At 48.9% G+C, this 20,652-nt stretch carries 14 protein-coding genes; 5 read left to right on the top strand and 9 right to left on the bottom strand.

Annotation, left to right across the window (positions count from 1 at the left end):
- The first annotated feature begins 5 nt into the window (after positions 1-5).
- From prmA to Q1B04_RS11350, 4 genes are all read left to right on the top strand, one after another.
- The gene (gene prmA / locus Q1B04_RS11365) at positions 6-833 is read left to right on the top strand and encodes a 50S ribosomal protein L11 methyltransferase (RefSeq protein WP_299758934.1); all 828 of its coding nucleotides are present in this window, start codon (positions 6-8) and stop codon (positions 831-833) included.
- 39 nt (positions 834-872) lie between these two features.
- A complete protein-coding gene (locus tag Q1B04_RS11360) occupies positions 873-5,651 on the top strand; it encodes a hypothetical protein (RefSeq protein ID WP_299758933.1) in 4,779 nt (1,592 codons plus the stop codon).
- Positions 5,652-5,822: 171 nt separating this feature from the next.
- Complete coding sequence (plsY, locus tag Q1B04_RS11355; RefSeq protein ID WP_299758932.1) at positions 5,823-6,470, top strand: glycerol-3-phosphate 1-O-acyltransferase PlsY; 648 nt, start codon at positions 5,823-5,825, stop codon at positions 6,468-6,470.
- Positions 6,471-6,575: 105 nt separating this feature from the next.
- Positions 6,576-7,937, top strand: coding sequence for a dipeptidase (locus Q1B04_RS11350; RefSeq protein WP_299759100.1), 1,362 nt, complete (start codon positions 6,576-6,578; stop codon positions 7,935-7,937).
- 63 nt (positions 7,938-8,000) lie between these two features.
- Here Q1B04_RS11350 and Q1B04_RS11345 read toward each other — a convergent pair whose 3' ends face one another.
- The 5 genes from Q1B04_RS11345 to Q1B04_RS11325 all read right to left on the bottom strand — a co-directional run bounded on the left by Q1B04_RS11345 (position 8,001) and on the right by Q1B04_RS11325 (position 12,902).
- Positions 8,001-8,660, bottom strand: coding sequence for a porin family protein (locus tag Q1B04_RS11345; RefSeq protein WP_299758931.1), 660 nt, complete (start codon positions 8,658-8,660; stop codon positions 8,001-8,003).
- 127 nt (positions 8,661-8,787) lie between these two features.
- Entirely contained in the window at positions 8,788-9,456 is a 669-nt protein-coding gene (locus tag Q1B04_RS11340; RefSeq protein ID WP_299758930.1) for a porin family protein, read from the bottom strand.
- A 316-nt stretch (positions 9,457-9,772) separates the two neighbouring features.
- Positions 9,773-10,351 carry a porin family protein gene (locus tag Q1B04_RS11335; RefSeq protein ID WP_299758929.1) on the bottom strand — a complete coding sequence of 193 codons (579 nt, stop codon included), beginning with the start codon at positions 10,349-10,351 and terminating at the stop codon, positions 9,773-9,775.
- Positions 10,352-10,593: 242 nt separating this feature from the next.
- Positions 10,594-12,132: a YifB family Mg chelatase-like AAA ATPase gene (locus Q1B04_RS11330; RefSeq protein WP_299758928.1), complete on the bottom strand. Its 1,539-nt coding sequence runs from the start codon at positions 12,130-12,132 to the stop codon at positions 10,594-10,596.
- A 113-nt stretch (positions 12,133-12,245) separates the two neighbouring features.
- On the bottom strand, positions 12,246-12,902 hold the full coding sequence (locus tag Q1B04_RS11325; RefSeq protein ID WP_299758927.1) for a hypothetical protein: 657 nt from the start codon (positions 12,900-12,902) through the stop codon (positions 12,246-12,248).
- A 480-nt stretch (positions 12,903-13,382) separates the two neighbouring features.
- Here Q1B04_RS11325 and Q1B04_RS11320 point away from each other — a divergent pair, with 480 nt between their 5' ends.
- Positions 13,383-15,566: a PAS domain S-box protein gene (locus Q1B04_RS11320; protein WP_299758926.1), complete on the top strand. Its 2,184-nt coding sequence runs from the start codon at positions 13,383-13,385 to the stop codon at positions 15,564-15,566.
- A 76-nt stretch (positions 15,567-15,642) separates the two neighbouring features.
- On the opposite strand, the gene lpcA is transcribed toward Q1B04_RS11320, so the two are convergent.
- The 4 genes from lpcA to Q1B04_RS11300 form a co-directional block, all read right to left on the bottom strand.
- The gene (gene lpcA, locus Q1B04_RS11315) at positions 15,643-16,218 is read right to left on the bottom strand and encodes a D-sedoheptulose 7-phosphate isomerase (RefSeq protein WP_299758925.1); all 576 of its coding nucleotides are present in this window, start codon (positions 16,216-16,218) and stop codon (positions 15,643-15,645) included.
- An 8-nt stretch (positions 16,219-16,226) separates the two neighbouring features.
- Positions 16,227-16,568, bottom strand: a complete 342-nt coding sequence (locus tag Q1B04_RS11310) for a hypothetical protein (RefSeq protein WP_299758924.1) — start codon at positions 16,566-16,568, stop codon at positions 16,227-16,229.
- Between the two features lie 128 nt (positions 16,569-16,696).
- The gene (locus Q1B04_RS11305) at positions 16,697-18,535 is read right to left on the bottom strand and encodes an ABC transporter transmembrane domain-containing protein (protein WP_299758923.1); all 1,839 of its coding nucleotides are present in this window, start codon (positions 18,533-18,535) and stop codon (positions 16,697-16,699) included.
- A 229-nt stretch (positions 18,536-18,764) separates the two neighbouring features.
- Positions 18,765-20,426 (bottom strand): hypothetical protein, encoded by a 1,662-nt coding sequence (locus tag Q1B04_RS11300; RefSeq protein WP_299758922.1) that lies wholly within the window; start codon positions 20,424-20,426, stop codon positions 18,765-18,767.
- Between the last annotated feature and the right edge of the window lie 226 nt (positions 20,427-20,652).

Genomic DNA, 20,652 nt, shown 5'->3' with positions numbered 1-20,652 from the left:
TTACTATGGATTTTATAGAAGTAACCTTAAAAGTAAACGCAGACTTTGCGGATATTCTGACAGCCGAGCTGGGAGAGCTTGGTTTTGACGCCTTTGTAGAAAATGAAGACGGCTTTAGCGCCTACATTGAGGAGGATAAGTATAGCCAGCAGGAACTGGAGGACACCCTGAACCGCTACGCTGATTTTGTGCAGGTAGCGTATACCACGCAGAAGATCGAGCGCCAGAACTGGAACGAGGAGTGGGAGCGCAACTTTGAGCCCCTTTTTATCGGCGATCAGGTATCGGTAAGAGCCTCTTTTCATGAGAAACCTGCCAACGCCAAGTATGATATCGTCATCAACCCGAAGATGTCGTTCGGTACTGGCCACCACGAAACCACCACACTCATGATTGAGAACCAGCTGACGCTGGACCACCAGGGCAAGCGCGTGCTGGACATGGGCTGCGGCACGGGCATACTCGCCATTATGGCCGGAGAGCTTGGCGCTTCAGAGATTGTGGCGGTAGAGATAGAAGACTGGACAGTGGAGAATGCCCGCGAAAACGCCGAACTCAACAATTACGCAAGTATAGATGTGAGACTCGGTGATGCTGAGGCTGTTAAAGGAGAAAAACCCTTCGATATTATACTAGCCAACATCAACCGAAACGTTCTATTAGAAGATATGCCGGCTTACAAGGCTGTACTAAAGCCGGAAGGCTGGCTGCTGCTGAGCGGCTTCTACACAGAAGACCTGCCCCTGATTCAGCAACGCTGTGAAGAACTGGGCCTGGCCTATGTATCACACCGCGTTAAGAACAACTGGGTTTCTGCAGTCTTTAGGGCATAGTATAAAAGTTCACCACCCCAATCACCCAACCACTACTTTATGAAACAACTTTTACCCCTCATCCTGTTTTTTACAATTTTGGCGGCGCAGGCACAACAGGCAAAGCTGTCTACCGAGCCTGATAAATTTTTGGGAGATGTAAAAACCATGCTCTTGGCAGGTAAGGTTGAGAATGCCGAAGCGCTTTCTGCCGACCTGGAGGAAGTATGGAGCGGCGGCAAAATCTCCGCGAGGCAGCAAAAAGAGGTTATTGAGATTGCGCAGCAGATGTACCGCAAGCGTATGCGCAGCAACCCTCACTTCTCCGATTTGTTTACCATACTTACGGCCGGTGTAAAAAAGCAGAGCCTGCGCCCAACCCAGCTAGACAATATGCTGGATGTAATCGCGAAAACGGTGCAGCAGGAGGATACAAAGCGCCTGGAGCAGTTTCTGCGTACTACCAGCCTGTTTATGGACCAGAACAAGCTGTTCCAAAACTCCTACTATAGCCTGCGCACCTCTGGCGGCAGCTTCAGCTTTGGGTATGAGGGTGCCAGCAAAGCAACCGATGAGCAGGAAGAAGGCGCGGATGCCTGGGGCAGCGTATCCTGGGATGATGAAGCAAGCTCAGGGGAGGCAGACGCCTGGGAAGATGATGGTTGGGGAGCAGTTATTCCGAAGCCTAAAAAAGAAGATAAACAGAAAAATGCGCAGAAGCAGAAAGAAAGCTTGAAGCGGCAGTTTGTACCGGCCATGCCCAAGGTAACCGGTCCGGTGCTTAAGCTGCAGGAGGTTGCGCTTACTTTTATTACCCCCTGGGACTCTACGGTTATTCAGCGTACGGCCGGCCAGCTGATGCTTGCCCAAAACATGTTTGTGGGCGAAGGCGGAGAGTTTAACTGGCAGGTAAAAGGAGAGGCTGCCAAAGCGGAACTTGCCAAGTATAGCTTTAACACCAGCTTTGCCGGTTTTAAGGCACCAGATGTAAAAGTAACTTACCCTGCTGTGCTTGCCGCCCCTGTAGATGGCGCCTTGGAGTGGATCAGTAGCAAGCGCAAAACCGGCAATTACCCTTACCCTAAGTTTACATCTTTTACAAGCGATGCCCGCCTGAACAGCCTGGGGAGCAACATTGCATATACCGGTGGCTTCTCGCTTACGGGGAATAGTATAGGCAGCCGCCCCTTGGATGGCAGTCTTTCTCAGTTGATTGTGTCGCAGCAGGGGCAGCGTAAATTCCGCACCATGGCCCGCAACTATACTTTTGAGGACTCGCTAGTGCTGGCAAACCGCGCCTCAGTAGCTGTGTACCAAGGGCAGGATTCGCTGACGCACCCGGCCATGCAGCTACGCTACTCCCGCGCAAACCAGGAGCTGACACTCACAAAAGACAAAGGGCCTTACGCTCACACACCGTTCTACGACTCTTACCACGAGCTGGAAATAACTGCCGAGCGTTTGCACTGGAAGCTCAACAGCCCAGAAATCGAGTTCTCCATCCTGAACACAAAAACACTTATTCCAGTGCAGCTGGAGTCGACGGAATATTACTCTAACGTGCGGTATCAGCAGCTAGTCGGTATCGCTACTTTCCACCCGCTGCAGGTGCTGGTTGGCTACGGAGCCAAGGCCAAATCAAGTACATTCTATGCTTCTGACGTGGCAAAAGCTACCCGCTTAAACGAAAAAGCTGTGCGCGAGGCAGCCGAAGCTATGTCTTACCAGGGGTATTTAGACTTTGATCCCGCCTCCGGCTATATAGAACTCAAGAACAAAGCCTGGCATTACGTTGGCGCCTCTCGCGATAAAAACGACTACGACCACATCGTTATAAAATCAGTGGTGCCCTCTGGCCGCAACGCCACGCTAAACCTGGAAAACAACAAGCTGACAGTGCGCGGAGTGAATAGAATCACCTTTAACAATGATACCGCAAGCGTATACATACTGCCACGGCGCGAGGAGATTCATGTGCTGAAGAACCGCGACATTGAGTTTGACGGACAAGTATACGCGAGCCGCCTTGCTTTACGCGGCACGGAGTTCCGCTTTAACTATGATGAGTTTGCCATCAACCTGACCAAGCTGGACACCATTGCACTGGTAACAAAGAGCCGCAAAACTCTGAACCGGAAAGTGTCGGAGCAGGTACTGACAAGTAATTCAGGCGGTAACCTCTCCGGTAAACTTTACATCAACAAGCCAAGCAACAAATCCGGGGAGAAGTACATGGCAGAGTACCCTAAATTTGACGCGGTGGCCGGTGCCCAAATGGCTTTTGCCCGCCCTGATGTGGCTGGGGGCGCTTACGACAGCACTGTGTATTTCGACATGCCTCCCTTTAAGCTCGATAGCTTAAGTTCGAGCAAAAGTGTGGTTGCCTTTGATGGCACCTTCCATTCAGGAGGCATCTTTCCGCCCATAAAAACAAAGCTGCAGATGATGGAAGATGAAACCATGGGCTTCTACTACCAGCCATCTTCCAAAGGCCTTCAAGCTTTTGGCGGCAAAGGTGTGGTGTATGATACCGTTATGATGAGCTCAGCAGGTATACAGAGCCGGGGCAAATTAACCTATCTAGCTGCCACGCTACAAGCGCCAGAGTATACTTTCTACAAAAACGGAGCCGTGGCCGAAGCCGGAGCAGAAGTTACCATTTCTGAAAGTACCTTAAACGGAACAGCCTACCCGGTAGCTTCTTTAAAGAACTTTAGTATGAACTGGCAGCCGCAGGCAGATACCATGTACCTGCAGACCACAGACAGCCCAATGACGGTGTACAAAGAAGGCTACGTTTTTAAAGGTGTAGCCAAGCTTGCTCCGGGCGGCTTGTATGGCAGCGGCGTGCTGGATAACCAGAATGCAAGTATAACATCCGCAGATATCATGTTTAAGCAGCGCAGCTTTAGTGGCAACAATGCGCAGATGCTTGTGAAATCGGATGTGGAGGGGCGCCCGGCAATCAAAGCCCTGGATGTGGCTTTTACTTATGATATGACAACCGGCTTCGTAGATTTTGAGAGCGAACAGAAAGGAGCAGCCAGTATGGAGTTTCCGAAAACGCAGTACAAAACCTCCATGAGCAGCGCCCGCTGGAATATGAATCAGGAAAAAGTTAACCTGAAGGCAGATGTGAATGGAGGCAAGAACTGGTTCTACTCGCAGCACCCAGAGCAGGAAGGCTTAAGGTTTATGGCTGACGGAGGTGAGTTTAGTCTTCAGGACAATACGCTGCATGCCATCGGAGTGCCTCATATAGCTGTAGCCGATACGTATGTAGTGCCCGATAGCGGTAAGGTGGCCGTGTTAGCCGGGGCCAGTATCCGGACGTTGCGCAATGCTAAAGTTTTAGCGGATACCGTGCAGCAGCACCATAAACTGTATGCAGGCAATATTGATGTGCTGTCGCGGCAGGAGTTTCGGGGCGATGCAGTGCACGACTACTACAATGCCGCAGGAGACTCTTTCCAGCTGCGTTTCGGCGATTTTGTATACGGAAATCCGCAGGAGAAAAAGAAGCCGATTTATACTTATGCCACAGCAAATATGGAGGAAGGAGCCGCTCCGTTTTACATCTTCCCTAAGATTATGTACCGCGGTAAAGCCGTGATGCAAGCGCCAAATCAGTACATGGATTTTGACGGAGAAGTGAAACTGAACTTTACGGGCAACCCGGAAGACGCTGACTGGTTTCCTTACAAGAAAGACACGCTTAACCCTAACAACGTCCGCATCCCTATTCTGAAACCGAAAGCCGCTGACGGGTCGCCGCTGTATACAGGGCTGCACGTAGCCACCGGATCAGGTAAAATTTACAACACATTCGTTTCAAGAAAGCAGGGCGAAGAAGACCTGGACCTGTTTACAGTGGATGGGCTGCTGTCTTATAACAAAGAAAGCGGCGAGTTTAAGATCGGGCGTGAGGATCGGGCTTATGGCAACGCGTATGAGGGTAATATGCTGCGCTACAACGAGGCCTCTAATGCTATTCATTTTGAAGGTAAACTGAACCTTGTAAAGCCGAAGAAGAACTTTAGCGTGGAAGCAGCTGGTAGCGGCGACGCTGACGTAGACAGTAGCCGTTACAGCCTGAAATCATTGGTTGTATTTGATCTGGATGTGCCATCGCAGGCACTGGGCGCCATGGCCGGTAACCTGCGGGGCAATGCTGCCGGTGCTGCAGCCATCAGTAACGTAGATGATGAACTGCTTTACCAGTTAGGCGAATTTATAGGCGACAGAGATGCCCGTAAGTATAGAGATCAGTCTATGATAGAGTATGTGCCGCTGCCGAAGGTATCAAAGAAACTGGAGCGCAGCCTGGTACTGACCGATGTGAACCTGCATTGGTCTAACGAGCAGAAAGCCTGGTACAGCAAAGGTGGAATAGGTGTGGCCAGCAGTATGAAAGAAGACATCAACTCCCGCATGAACGGCTATCTGGAAATGAAGCAGGACATGTACGGCGACCCGGTGGTGAATTTATACTTGCAGGCTGACCCGTATACCTGGTACTATTTCAGTTTCTTCGAGAACGGCCTCACCATGGCATCATCGGATGATAAGTTTAACAAGGTGGTAAGGTCTAAGTCTAAAGGCAGCCGCGGCGCCACAAGCAGCTATGGCTTCTACGAAGGTATGCCGATCGAAAAGAACGAATTCATAAACTACTTCCAGCAAACCTATTTGGGCGGCGAAGAAGGCTTTAAAACTGTAACGCAGCAGGTAGCCAACGAGCCAACAGGCAACTTCGATTTTATATCAGAAGATGATGACAAGAAGAGCCGGAAGAAGAAAAAGAAAAACAAGGAAGAAGATGGATCAGAAATATTCTAATATAACCAGGAACCATAAACACAGCGTATAGGGTTAAAGAGGCGCTTAATTGCTAGCTTAGAAATTAAGTTTTGCCTATATTTGGGCTTGTTTTTATTGCTAAATCTGTACCTGAGCGGCTTGCCGGTGTAATTGGCAGAAAACAAACTCCTTGGTTCAAATCTCAAACTTATGGATATTTTACTGATAGCTGTATTTGCACTGGCTGCTTACCTGATCGGCTCTATTTGCTCGGCTGTTTGGATAGGCAAAGCATATTACGGCATCGATGTGAGGCAGCATGGCAGCGGTAACTCCGGCGCCACAAATACTTTTCGGGTATTGGGCAAGAAGCCTGGTGCCATTGTGATGCTATTGGATATTTTCAAAGGCTGGACGGCTACCTCGCTTGCAGGTTTCCTGGTGATTTTTAGCGCCATTGAGCCCGAGAATCTTATTGTGTACCAGCTGATTTATGGCGCTGTCGGAGTGCTGGGGCATATCTTTCCGGTATACGAGAAGTTTAAGGGCGGCAAAGGTGTAGCAACGCTGCTGGGCATGATGCTGGCCATTGAGCCGGTCGTAGCCTTAATGTGTATCGCGATTTTTGTGGTTGTCTTGTTCACGTCTAGGTATGTGTCTTTAGGCTCTATGATTGCAGCGCTGGCTTTCCCGATGCTGCTGCTGTTGGTTCCGCGCTTCCATCCTGACAATCCTATACTTATTATCTTCGGTTTTATACTTTTCGCGGTGGTGGTGCTAACCCACCGGAAAAACATTAACCGCCTGATAGCGGGCGAGGAGAGCAAGGCGAACATCAAACTTGGCCGCAAACGGTAAAAAGTACACACAAGTATAAAAAACATTGGAAGAGCCATCCTGCTAAGCAAGGGTGGCTTTTTTTTGTAACTTTAAGTCAAAACTGAGCAAAACCCATACGCTATGATCAATCAATATATCAACGACAACAAAGACCGTTTTGTAAACGAGCTGCTCGATATGCTGCGTATCCCGTCTGTAAGCGCCGACCTTAAATTTAAGGCCGATGTGACGCGCAATGCCGAGTTCCTGAAAGAGCGGCTGCAAGAAGCCGGTGCCGATAACGTGGAGCTGGTAGAGACTGCCGGTAACCCGGTAGTATACGGAGAGAAAATAATAGATCCAAGCCTGCCAACGGTGCTGGTGTACGGCCATTACGATGTGCAGCCCGCCGACCCTTATGAACTTTGGAGCTCACCTCCGTTTGAGCCGGTGATAAAAGACGGGAAAATTTATGCCCGCGGAGCCTGTGACGACAAAGGACAGATGTACATGCACGTAAAGGCGTTCGAGACTATGATGAAAACCGGCACCCTGGCATGCAACGTGAAGTTCATGATTGAGGGCGAGGAAGAAGTAGGCTCCGTTAACCTGGGCGCTTTTGTGCGTGAGAACAAAGACCGACTGACAGGCGATGTGATCCTGATATCTGACACTGGCATGCTGGGCAACGACACACCGTCCATTACAACCGGATTGCGTGGCCTAAGTTATGTGGAGGTAGAGGTAACCGGCCCCAACCGAGACCTGCACTCTGGCCTATATGGCGGGGCTGTGGCAAACCCGATCAATATACTTTGCCAGATGATCGCCTCGATGCATGATGAAAATAACCACATCACAGTGCCGGGCTTTTACGATAATGTGGAGGAGCTGAGCCAGGAGGAACGTGCTGAAATGGCGCGTGCACCATTTAACCTGGACAAGTATAAAAAGGCGCTTGATTTAAGCGGTGTGCACGGCGAGGAAGGCTACGTAACAATGGAGCGCAACTCTATCCGCCCAACGTTGGATGTAAACGGCATCTGGGGAGGCTATACCGGAGAGGGTGCTAAAACGGTTATTCCGTCTAAAGCCTATGCTAAGATTTCCATGCGCCTGGTGCCGCACCAAACTTCTGAAGAGATCACTGAGAAATTTAAAAAGCACTTTGAAAGTATAGCGCCTAAGGGTGTGAAAGTGGTGGTGAAGCCGCACCACGGTGGCGAGCCGGTGGTAACGCCAACCAATTCGCCAGCCTACCAAGCGGCAGCTATGGCCTATGAGGAGACATTTGGCGTGAAGCCGATTCCGGTGCGTAGCGGAGGCTCTATTCCGATTGTGGCCATGTTTAAATCTGAGCTAGGGCTGGACTCTGTGCTGATGGGCTTCGGATTAGATTCAGACGCTATTCACTCTCCGAATGAGAATTTCGGCTTGTTTAACTACATGAAAGGCATCGAAACAATACCGCTGTTTTACAAGCACTTTGCTGAGCTGAAGAAATAAGCATCAATTTAAAGTATAAAGTATAAAGATGCCCGGCTGGTAAACTAGCCGGGCATTTGTTTTTTAGCGCATCATCTGATCTAGCGAGGGCGGGCGCAGCAGGTATCCTATACTTAATTTGTAGCCAAAGTTTTTCTGGTCTAATGCCTTGGAGAAGGAGGTGAGCCCGCCGGAATTATGCACACTCAAAAAGAAGCCATTGTCTAGCTCTATACCAATACCTATAGTATAGCCGTAATCCCACCGCTCAAAGTCATCCATGTTTAATGGGTAGTTACCTAACTGGGTGGGGCTGGGGTTGTCTAAGGTACTTCGGTCGAGGCGCTTTACTGCAGTGGATTCGCCTATTAGGTATCCTAAGTATGGGCCGCCCTCTACAAACAAGCCTCCTTTCTGCAACTTCAGCATAACAGGCAAAGTTAGGTAATGCAGCCGGTGGTCGTCTGCCAGCACTTCATCCGGGCTAATCGGGTAGGCATCGTATACAAAGCCTTTCTGCTCATACTGCAGCTCTGCCTGCACCGCCAGCCGAGATACAAACTCATAGCTCAGAATAAACCCTCCGTTTAAGCCAGCTAAGCTGTTGGTGGTGTTGGAGGAGCCATCGGTGCCTTGCACGGTAGAAAGGTTGCCGCCTACTTTAGCTCCAAAACGAGCATATTGCGCCTGCGCAAGCAACATGGGCAAAAGTATAAACAGTGGGAGTAGGAGCAGCTTTTTCATAGTATAGAGAGGAATGGATTTGTATAATAGTTTACTGGCGGAGGTATAAAATAGTTGAGAGGCATAAAAAAGCCCGCCTCACCAAAAAGGCGAGGCGGGCTTAGGTAATACAGGAAAAGAAAATTTTTTATCTGGAGGCTGAGAAGTTGAGCCCTAACGTTAACAAAATGGTAGAGTGGCGCGCATCGGTAAAGTTTTCATCTTCAAAGTAATCTGAAGAAGACTTATCCATAAAATCTGTGACGCTGCCGTTGTAACGCACACCAAGGCTCAGCATACCGCTGGTAATACCGATGCCTGCCGCATAGCCAAACTCAAAATCTTTTAAATCACTTTTGTCCATTTCGGTAGTAGCGGAGCTGGTACGCTCTCCATTCATGTACTCCTTAATGTTATTGTTCACGCTTAAGAGGTAAGAGGCCTGCGGACCAGCTTCAAAATAAATTGGGCCAGCCTTGATGCGAGCCAGTACCGGAAGCTCCAAGTAATTATAGTTCATGTTGCCTTCTCTGCGCAACGTGCCGCCCAATGGCAAGGGTATTTCCGAATCCTGATACTTAAAGCCTTTGTTAGAGTACAGCAGCTCAGGCTGAACCGAGAAAAAGTCGCCTACCACTGGTATGTTGTAGGTAAGCCCGCCATGGAAGCCTACTTTGTTCTCGTACCGGGATTCTTCTTTAAGGTCGCCGGAGAGGTTAGAGAAATTAGCGCCGCCTCTGATACCAAGACCAGACTGCGCCTGTGCCGCTGCAAACGAGGTGAGTGCGATGACAAAAGATAAAATTAGCTTCTTCATAATAGTAACAGTTAGTTGTATGCGCCTGTCTATAGGCAGCAAATTTTTTAATAAATGTAGTTAAATACCGTAATCAACTGGCAGTATAGGCAGCAACCCGCCTATAACTTAACGGAAAAATGCCTTGTAATTTATATGCCCTGCCAGCTTTAACGTCCATATCAACAAATGGGCCAAAGTATAGTTTTATTGTATATAGGATGCGTAAATATGGAAGACCTGTATGTTTAAATGCTTAGTTTACAGATATTAAAAAAAGTCCGGCTGTTAACCGGACTTTCTGTTTTCCATAGTTCTATTTTATACTAAGGCAATCTTAGCGGCTCGGGAACATATAACCCAACGACAACATGAATACGCCATTTCTTGCGTCAGAGATGCTGTCATCATCATATAGCTTCGAAATATCTCCGTTGTAGCGGATGCCCAGGCTTAGGCCGAGCGGAGTAGAGGCCAAACCTATACCTGCCGCATAACCAAGGCTGGTTCTCTTAAACTGATCCAGGTCATCATCGACGTTTACGTCATTCACTTCAATATCGCCGCCTATGCGGAAAGATACCTGTGGGCCAGCCTCAAAAAACAACGGTCCTGCGTTAATGTGCGCTAACACAGGCACATCAATGTAGCTGACTTTATACTTTACCCGGTCATCGCTGGTTTCGGCTCCTTTCTTAGAGAAAAGCACCTCCGGGTTTACGGAAAAGAAATTTTCTACAACAGGTACGCTTGCCATCACGCCGGCGTGCACACCAAACAGACGGTCCAGGTCATCAGCGTCATCTCCCTCAAAACCTGAATAATTAGCGCCAACCTTAACACCGAAGCGCGTCTGGGCGTCTGCGGCAAACACAGTTGCCAGCATAAATACTAAAAGTAATAGGGTCTTTTTCATAGCTCTACTTTTTTGTGATAATTACTCTACACTGTCAGCCTCTAAATGAGTGTTTTGGTTAACAGTCGTAAGCTATTACGCATGGTTTTTAGAAAAGTATAATTCTGATTTTGGATTTTAGCGACAGAGGAGTACAATTTAGGGAGGCCCAACAACGGTATAGGCAAAAAAAGAGCGACAACCATACTTAGTTGTCGCTTATGTCAAGTGTTTGTTAATAAAATGGTTGTGTGGTGGGGTGTTTAGCCAGCCCAGCCTTCGCGGTCCAGACTTCGGTACTGAATGGCTTCTGCTAAATGTTCAATTTTTATATCTTCACTTCCGGCCAGGTCGGCAATGGTGCGGCTCACTTTCAGGATGCGGTCATAGGCGCGTGCCGAGAGGCCGAGGCGCTCCATGGCAGTTTTCAGCAGATTGCGCCCAGCTTCATTAATCTGGCAAACTTCCTTTACCATTTGCGAGGGCATCATGGCGTTGGAGTGAATCTGGGGCAAATCTGTAAAGCGCTTTGTCTGCACCTCGCGTGCCTGTATCACGCGCTCACGCACCGAGGCGCTATCTTCGGCTTTACGCAAAGCCGTCATTTCATCAAAAGTTACAGGCGTTACCTCTACGTGCAGGTCTATGCGGTCCAGCAGCGGGCCGCTTACTTTGTTCAGGTAGCGCTGTACTATGCCTGGTCCGCACACGCATTCTTTTTCGGGATGGTTATAATATCCGCAGGGGCAAGGGTTCATACTTGCCACCAGCATAAAGTTGGCCGGAAAATCAATAGTTGTTCTGGCGCGGGAGATGGTGACGCGGCGTTCCTCGAGCGGCTGCCGCATTACCTCCAGCACCGTACGCTTAAACTCCGGCAACTCATCCAGAAACAGCACGCCATTATGCGAAAGGGAGATTTCGCCGGGCTGCGGCACGCCACCGCCTCCCACTAAAGCCACATCTGAAATAGTATGGTGCGGTGATCGGTATGGACGCGTGGTGAGTAAGGAGGCAGCCTCGCCTAACTTGCCCGCCACAGAATGTATCTTGGTTGTTTCCAGCGCCTCGTGCATCGAGAGGGGCGGAAGTATAGACGGCAGCCTTTTGGCCAGCATCGTTTTGCCTGCTCCTGGAGGTCCGATCATAATTAGGTTATGGCCACCTGCAGCGGCAATTTCTAAGGCGCGTTTTATGTTCTCCTGCCCCTGCACATCCGAAAAATCAGCGGCATACTGATCGGCAGTGCTGCTGAACAAGTCGCGGGTGTTGATCACGATCGGCTCAATTTCGCGTGCACCGTCTAAGAACTCTATTGCCTCCAGTATAGTATGTACCCCAATCACATCCAGATTATTGACAATAGCCGCCTCCTGCGCGTTTTGCGCCGGCAGTATAAATCCTTTAAAACCTTCTTTACGGGCTTGTATGGCAATAGGCAGCACACCTTTTATAGGTCTGAGGGAGCCGTCCAGCGACAGCTCACCCATAATCATGTATTGGCCAACCTTACTATCAGCAATCTGGCCGGATGCAGTAAGTACACCCATGGCAATGGTTAGGTCGTAAGAGGAGCCCTCTTTGCGGATATCGGCGGGAGCCATGTTGATGACAATCTTCTGCCTCGGTATTTTATAACCGTACTGCTTCAGTGCCGATTCTATGCGCTGCTCGCTTTCCTTAACTGCATTGTCTGGCAGGCCCACCAAGAAATATTTTGTGCCTGCACTAACATTAACCTCTACGGTAATGGTATAGGCATTTACGCCCTGTACGGCGCTGCCAAATGTTTTGATAAGCATGTTTTCTTCTTGTAAGAAATATAAATTTCAGAGGATTTTGATGCGGAACAATGCAATTTGTTAATTGATTCCGCCCTATACTTTAATATTTAAAGAAACAGTTGCTGAAGTTGTTACGGCTGCTCAAGCCTGGTTATGTCAGGGTGCAGCGGCAGGTAAATATCCGCCATGTTTTCCCCTTTCGGATGTATGGTTACAGCAGTGCAAAGGCTGTCAGGCAAGGCAACCTCAAAGGCAATTCCCTGTTCCTGGTCATCGTAGATGTATACTTGTTGCTGTAGTGCGTTTTGGTAATAAGCTATGGGACGAATGTTACTGAAATGCTTTCTGATAGCAGATAGCGGTTTACCTGTGCCAATGCCCTTGGCTGTCTGGAACTGTGGCGAGGTAACCTGCACTTGCTGTACTTTGGGCAAGTCCTTTTTCCCTCCAAAATCTGTAACTGTATACACTGCCACATAGTGCTGCGGCTGGCCAGTAGCTTGTTTGCTTAGCCAGAAAGATAGTGCTTTACCCATTGCAGCGTCTCCGCTATCAGCTTTGCCAAGTATAAGGTTCACTTGCCGGGCTGGCATGTTTAATTGTATCTGGCCAATGCTTTTGCCCGGAACTATTAGATAGGCCGAGTCTAGAGGGGCAGGCTGCGGAGCTTGTGCAATGGCTATTGTATCCTGAGCGGCAGGATCTGGTGCTGCCTGGTTGTTGGCTTCCTGACTTTGGCAGGAGAGTAGAACTAGTAAGAATATAATGGATAGCGTGTTCCTTATCATAATTATAGATGCTGAAAGTATGACCATGCCTTATAGTATAGCATAAGCCGCAGGCCATATTGACTTGTACGGTAACTATCGGCAGCATGTACAGGTCAGATTAAGCCGTAAGCCACGAGTAACAGCAGCTGGCTTTTCTATCCGAAGTTTGCACACAAATACCATCTCTGACTGTGATAAGTATTAGTATCGCATTGATTTAGTATATATTTTTTACATATTTTCAGCGTTGCAGAAGTATAGTAAGTGGCGGTATCTTGCAGGTATACAAAGTCTTATGCTGCCTTTTATTAAGCATGCGAGATATGCTTAAAATGAAAACAAAAGCTGGCTTAGCAAAATACTGCAATTGCACAAAATAGTGAGTGTGAGAGAAACTTATTTTATAGAAATTGAGTCTGTGGATCAAACATATAGTATAAATTTGCGTACTTGTAAGGCTTCCTGAAAGCCATTTTATACCTCTTCCAATTTTTTACCATGCAAATTCAGCCTAAAGACACAGCTGTGCCTGTTGCCTCGTCTGGCAAAAAAGGTGCGCTTGCTATTTTTAATGAGGCGCAAAATACTGTGCGGGAGCAACTAATGCAGGGGCTACCGCTGGCACAGGTGCTGGAGTCTCTTATTAATGTTCTGCAATCGTATTACCCGGAAATGAAAGGGTCTGTGCTAGAACTTAATGAGCAGACGCAAACGCTGCATGTTATCTGTGCTCCTAGCCTGCCTAAAGCCTACAGCGAGTTAGTTGAAGGGTTGCGAATAGGAGAAAATGTAGGGTCTTGTGGTTCTGCTGCTTACTCTAAGCAACGGGTAATTGTGGAGAATATAGCCGAGGATCCGCGCTGGCGCGCTTATCAATTTGCCGTAGCCTATGATTTGCGGGCTTGTTGGTCAGAACCTATACTTTCGTCTGATAGAAAAAAGGTGCTCGGGACTTTTGCCATGTATTATGCCAACTTTAAAAAACCTACCCAAGACGAAGTAGAGCTGTTGGAATTGGCCGCTGGCCTTGCTGGTACGGCAATAGAGTGGAAGCAGCTGCTGAACGAACGCACGGCTTTAGAAAGCAGCCTGCGGCACGCCAACAGCGAACTGCTTAACCTAAACCAGGATTTGGACAAACGGGTGCAGCAACGTACTGCCGAACTGGAGTATCAAAACCGCATCACCAAAACGATCACAGACAATGCCACTGCTGCTATGTTTATGATGGATGAGAAAGGCTTTTGCACCTTTATGAATCCTGCTGCGGTAGCCATGATCGGTTTTACTTTGGAGGAGGTGAGGGGAAAGCCGCTGCACGACCTTATCCACCATACGCACCCTGACGGTACTCACTATCCTATGTCGGAATGCCCTATAGACCGTGCGCTGCCGCAGGACAACTCAGTTCGAGCCCATGAGGATGTATTTATTCGAAAAGATGGCACCTTCTTCCCGGTATCGTGTGCAGCCAGCCCAATAAAAGAAAATGGCGTGCCGGTAGGCACCGTAATTGAGGTTCGAGACACTACCCGTGAGAAAAAGGCGCAGCAGGATATTGTGGAAAGCTCCGAAAAGTTTAAGATGCTGCTGGAAGCCATGCCGCAAATTGCCTGGACTGCCAACCCAGACGGAGAACTCGACTACCTGAATGCACGTTGGGTACAGGAGTATGCCGGCCAGGATAAAGAGCTTGGTCTTGGAAATAGTTGGATGAGTGTAGTGCATCCTGATGATAAGGAATCAGTTATCAAGGTTTGGGCCAACTCGTACTTAAACGGAATAGACTATGAAACGCAGTTCCGGATGAGGCGCAACGGAGGTTACCGCTGGCATCTGGTAAGGGCTCTCCCGCTGCGTGACCGTACCGGAGAGGTGAAAAAGTGGTTTGGCACCAGCACCGATATACATGAGCAGCGGATGATGACAGAGCATCTGGCGCAGGCGCAGGATCAGCTTAAGGAGGCCAATGTAGAGCTAAGCCAAAAAAACCTGGAGCTTACCCGCACCAATGCAGATCTGGACAACTTTATTTATACAGCCTCGCACGACTTACGTGCTCCTATACTTAACCTGGAAGGCCTGCTGCAGGCGCTGGAAGAGGAACTGGAGACACCGGTCGGAAGTGTAAAGCCTCTTTTAAAGATGATGGATAAAGCAGTGATGCGCTTCAAGAAAACCATCGAAGACCTGACAGACATATCCAAGATCCAACGCAACATAGAAGAAGACTCCTCTGAAAAAATAGACCTAGATGAGCTGCTGGAGGAGGTGAAAGAAAGTATAAGCGAACTGATTAAAAGAGAAGGCGCCACAATACAGAAAGATTTTTCTGAGGTGGAGAGCATGCAGTTCTCTCATAAAAATTTGCGTAGCGTACTATATAACTTAGTGAGCAATGCCATCAAGTATAGGTCGCCGGACAGGCCTGCGGAGGTTAAAATAAGTACTGCCAAACTGCCTCACCATGTAAGGCTGCGGGTGGAGGATAATGGCCTTGGCGTTGATATGAATTACAAGGAGCAACTGTTCAGTATGTTCAAGCGCCTCCACGACCACGTAGAAGGATCTGGGGTAGGCTTATACATCGTGAAACGTATCATAGAAAATGCAAACGGGCGTATAGAAGTTGCCAGCGAGCTTGGCAGAGGCACTACCATAGATGTGTACTTGCCGATGTAGCGGCGACCCGAACATACCCACAAAAAAGGCCGAAGCATCTGCTTCAGCCTTTTTTGTGCTATTAAGATGGAGTATCCTAAGTCAGCTTCTGCTCCAGCAAAAGTATGAGTATGTGTATTACTTTAATGTGGATTTCCTGTACACGGTCTGCGTAGCCAAAGTGCGGCACGCGTATCTCTACATCGCAGAGCGGGGCTAACTTGCCGCCATCTTTGCCGGTAAGGCCAACTACTTTCACGCCTTTAGCTTTTGCTGTTTCGGCTGCCTTAATTACGTTACCGGAGTTGCCGCTGGTGCTGATTGCTAACAAAACGTCACCGTTATTGCCAAGTGCCTCCAGGTAGCGCGAGAAGACGAACTCATAGCCATAATCGTTGCCCACGCAGCTCATGTGGCTTGCATCAGAAATAGAGATAGCAGGAATAGCCTTGCGGTTATCGCGGTAGCGGCCGGTCAGTTCTTCGGCAAAGTGCATGGCATCGCACATAGAGCCGCCGTTGCCGCAGCTCAGAATTTTTCCTCCGTATTTAATAGATTCGGCCATTGTGTCGGCGGCCAGCTCAATGGATGCGATGTTTTTCGCATCAGACAGAAACGCAGTAAGCACTTCCTGTGCCTGCGTTAGTTCTGCAAGTATGGTAGTTGATGTCATGTGTTTTTTTACGCGACCTCTGCCTGTTGTTCTTCAGCGAAAGCCTCTTTATAGTTGTTGCTCCTGAACGCCTGGCGCTTTTCGTATAGTGTGGCCTTCAGGTTGTTTATCTTTAATTCTGCACGATACTTTTCATGCTCCAGGTCGGCTACGTAAACGTTGCTCAGCAATACTCTGGCCAGCATCACCACACCGCCTACAGCCACCAGTCCTTTGTAAAGCGTTAGAGCCTCATCTTCTATAGTTGTGTTCAAAATAGCATTTTCATCTATTGCTCCGGCCAGGAGCAGTACCGTGAATATAATATAACAGAACACAAGTACATCAAGTAACGCTTTTAGAGCTTTCATGCTTATTTAGCAATTTAGGTGCAACAACTGTTTTGCTAAAATTAGTAAAAAAATAGTATTAGCAATACTTGTTGTGCTGGTAATTTGCTTCTAAAGCAATAAAGCAACTGCTGCAGTGCAAATTTGGTTTATGCAGTGAGCTGCATCTGCGTCAGCTTTGCGTACAAACCGGAATGCTCCAGTAGCTCGTCGTGCGTACCTCGTTCCACTATTCTGCCCTTCTGCAACACTAATATTTCATCCGCATGCTGAATAGTACTTAACCTATGTGCAATCACAACAGAGGTGCGGTTCTGCATCAGGTTGGTCAGGGCTTCCTGCACCAGCTTCTCTGATTCTGTGTCCAGAGCCGAGGTAGCTTCGTCCAGAATAAGTATAGGCGGATTTTGAAGTATAGCCCTGGCAATACTGAGGCGCTGGCGCTGGCCCCCGGAAAGTTTGCCACCCCGGTCGCCGATCATGGTCTGGTAGCCATTTTCAGCGTTGATGATAAACTCGTGCGCATTGGCTATTCTGGCGGCGGCAATTACTTCTTCTTCCGTGGCATCAGTTTTATTAAAGGCGATGTTATTGAAGATGGTATCGTTGAAAAGTATAGATTCTTGCGTTACCACCCCAATCTGTGCCCGCACCGACTCTATGGTATAATCCCTGATGTCGTGGCCATCTATCAAAATAGCACCACCGGTTGGGTCATAGAAACGCGGCAGCAGGTCGGCTAGCGTGGATTTGCCGCCACCAGATGGGCCTACCAGCGCCACTGTTTTACCTTTCTTGATATGGAAGTTGATATCCTGCAGCACTGGTTTGTTGCCATAGGCAAAGGCCACGTCGCGGAACTCAATCTCGTGTCTGAAAGCCGGCAGCACTTTTGCGTTTGGCTTGTTCACGATCTGTGGTTTTGTGTCAATCACCTGCAGTACGCGGTCGCCGGACACCAGGCCGCGCTGAATATTGCTGAAGGCCGCCGACATGGCTTTAGCCGGCACCAACACCTGCGAGAAAAGTATAATATAGGTGATGAACTCACTTGCCGACAGATCAGACTCTTGGTTGAGCACCAACGTGCCGCCGTATAGCAGCAGCCCCGCCACCACCGACACACCCAAAAACTCCGACAGCGGAGAAGCAAGATCACGCTTATTGGCAATCGAGCGCTGAATGCGGGCATAGCGGCTATTCTGGTCCTGGAACTTGCTAAGTATAAACGGCTCAGCGTTGAAAGCCTTCACCACACGCATGCCGCTCAGGGTCTCATCAATAATAGTAAGTATAAAACTGAGGGAGTTTTGGCCTTCTTTTGCCTTCCGCTTCAGGCGCTTTGAGATACCAGCGATAATGCCGCCTGATATAGGCAAAAGTATGAGCGAAAACAGCGTCAGCTCCACCGACATGTTAAAGAGAAGTATGAAAAAGGCGATGATGGAGATCGGCTCACGTATTACCACCGTCAGTGTGCTCACTACCGAGCTCTCTATCTCTTGAATATCAACGGTCAGGCGCGTCATCAGGTCGCCTTTGCGCTCGTTGCTGAAGTAGCCCAGGTGCAGCTCAGTTACGCGTTTATATACCGTCTGGCGCATGTTGCGTACTACGTGCGCACGCAATGCACCCACAATCCGGAAGGCCAGGTAACGGAACAGGTTTGCCAGAAACACGGAAATAATCACCATGATACAAACAAACAGCAATGCTCCCTCGCGCCCTTCCTGCAGTATAATCTGCCCGAAATGGTAATTGAAAAAGTCTTTAAAGAATTCGATGTCGAGCGCAAACTCCGGCCGGGTGGCAGCCATTGCAACAGCTTCTTCCTGCCCAACCTCCCCAAACAGCACGTTTAGCAGCGGGATGATCAGCGTAAAGTTGAAGAGGCCGAAGATGATGCCCAGGAAAGTATAAATGGTATAAAGCGGCACAAACCGGCTGTAGGGTTTGGCAAACTGAAGTATGCGAAGGTAGGTCTTCATGGTATGGTTGGGGTTGCCGGCCGCTTCTTCTGCACAAGCCTTCTCCGCACTCCGGCAACAGGTGTGGCTGCTACACTTGGCAACCACAGGTCAGTGTTTAAAATGTTTATACTATGGCTGTTAAAGCGTTAGGTGCTCAAGCCGCTGCAAAGATACTTAATAAAAGGTAGAAAGGTAAAAAGGTAGAAAGTTACCCTCCTACCTTTTCAAATTCGTCTATACTTTCATCTTAAAATTCGTGCAGCCTTTGCGCAATATTCCAGCGGAAGGCGAAGGAGGTAAAAGATGTGTTGTAGTCTGGTGCCTCGCCTGCTGCCTCAGCTCGCCGCACAATCTGCTTCAGGTCCAGGAAAACGTTGTGGCGCAGCTGAAAAGTTGCTGATAGGTCTAAGTGTACCTGGTTAGTCTTAACGCCCTGGCCAATCTCGTTTCCGTAGGTAGATACGCGGTCGAGGTAGGAGAGCAGTACGTTGTTGCCATAGTTTAGCGTATCGGTGGCCGTGACCACATCCTGGCCATACTGTGTGGCAATGGCTTTGGCTGTAAGGTGGAGACGCGGTATTGGTTGGTAACGCACAATGCCTATCAGCTCCACTAGGTTAGCCCCGATTGGGTGCGCCAGCGGCTGGCGGTAATGCTGGAAGTTAGAGAATTCATCCTCGTACTGGTAAGTGTACGGCCGAATAGCGTTTACCTCGCCCTGTAGGTCCAGGTTAGCTACACCGAATGCGTCAATATACTTAGCGCCAATCTGGCCACCGAACTTATTGCCCCACCAGCCGTCACCGGACTTCACCTCGTCCAGCACAAACTCATCCAACGCTATTTGGCCGTACAGTTGCACACGGTTCAGGATGTTCCAGCGGAAATCGCCGCCCAGCAACACATTATCTGGGCTGCCGAGGCCGTGCTCTACGCTGCGGTAGAAGATCACCGGGTTCAGGTACTGCAGCTCGAACCGGCCTTTGCCACGCGCAAAAATTACCTGCTCGTATAATCCGAAGTTAAAATTATCGGTGATGTTAACGCCCAGGCGGTGCATGGCCATGTACTTTTTAGGCAAGAGTTCATCTCTGCGGTTAAACTGTGAGATCAGCTCCTGGAAGAGGTTCATGTAGTGCAGCTTCCATACTTTGGTGTTGAGCTTGAAGAAGAAGGCCGGCGGAGCATAGTTGGAGTAAAGCAAGGAGCGGTAACCATCGCCTATAAAATGCCGGTCGTGCCCTAGCTGTACTTCCACGTGCTTGCTCAGGGCGTAGTTCAGGTAGCCGCGTGCGGTTATAAAGTCGTAGCCACCATCTTTAAAGTTCTTCCACATGGTTTCGTGCGGTACTACGCCATCGCGGCGGATGCGGCGGTTTACGTATTCCGGGTAACGTACCTGGTTTTCGCCCACAAAAGCATAGAAGCCGAAGCGTTCGTCTATACTTCCCTCCAGCTGCACACCGCGCGTGTTTACGTAACGCGCGCCATCAGACTCACTATCCAGCCCTAATTCAAAATGAATAACTGGGTTTACGCGCAGCACAAAGTCTTCAGTATCCACATGGTATAAGTCCGATTTGTTGCGGTAAAAGTGCTGGAGGAAAGGCTTGCGGCTTTCGTTTTGGGCCTGGTTAGTGTAGTTCCAGTTGTCGTTGAGCAGGTAAGCCGTGTTAAACTCATCAGCGCGGGAGATGGTGTTGCGGGCGCTAATCTCGGCAAGTTCTGCCACCTCGGCCCGGCCGTAAGGCCGAACGGCTGTATGCATTTCCGGCACCTGGCTGCCAAACTTTATCTGGTAACGGTCCACGAGATGATACGTGTCACGATCATAAGGCATGTATACATCCTGCGCCTGCGCTGCAAAAGCGGCAAGCAAAAGGGCAAAGGCACCAAGTATGCGTTTCATGTATATTGTATTAGTAAGAAAATCAGAATAATAAAATGCGAATGTACTCTTTTTGAAGCTGAAAGTTTAGAAACGAAAGGCTAATTTATACTTTGCCTGAGCTACTGAACGTGCCGTGGCAGCATGCAGATGCTTTTCTTTGGCGGTTCCAAAAAATAAGGTAAAACCGACGAGCGGTTGAAATTTGCCTTCCGTTTTGGAGTGAGCCCTGCACCTTACGTATCTT

The organism is uncultured Pontibacter sp. (assembly GCF_947495565.1).
Lineage (GTDB): Bacteria > Bacteroidota > Bacteroidia > Cytophagales > Hymenobacteraceae > Pontibacter.
Note: the sequence above shows the minus strand (reverse complement) of the source record. Positions and strands in the feature narration are given on the sequence as shown.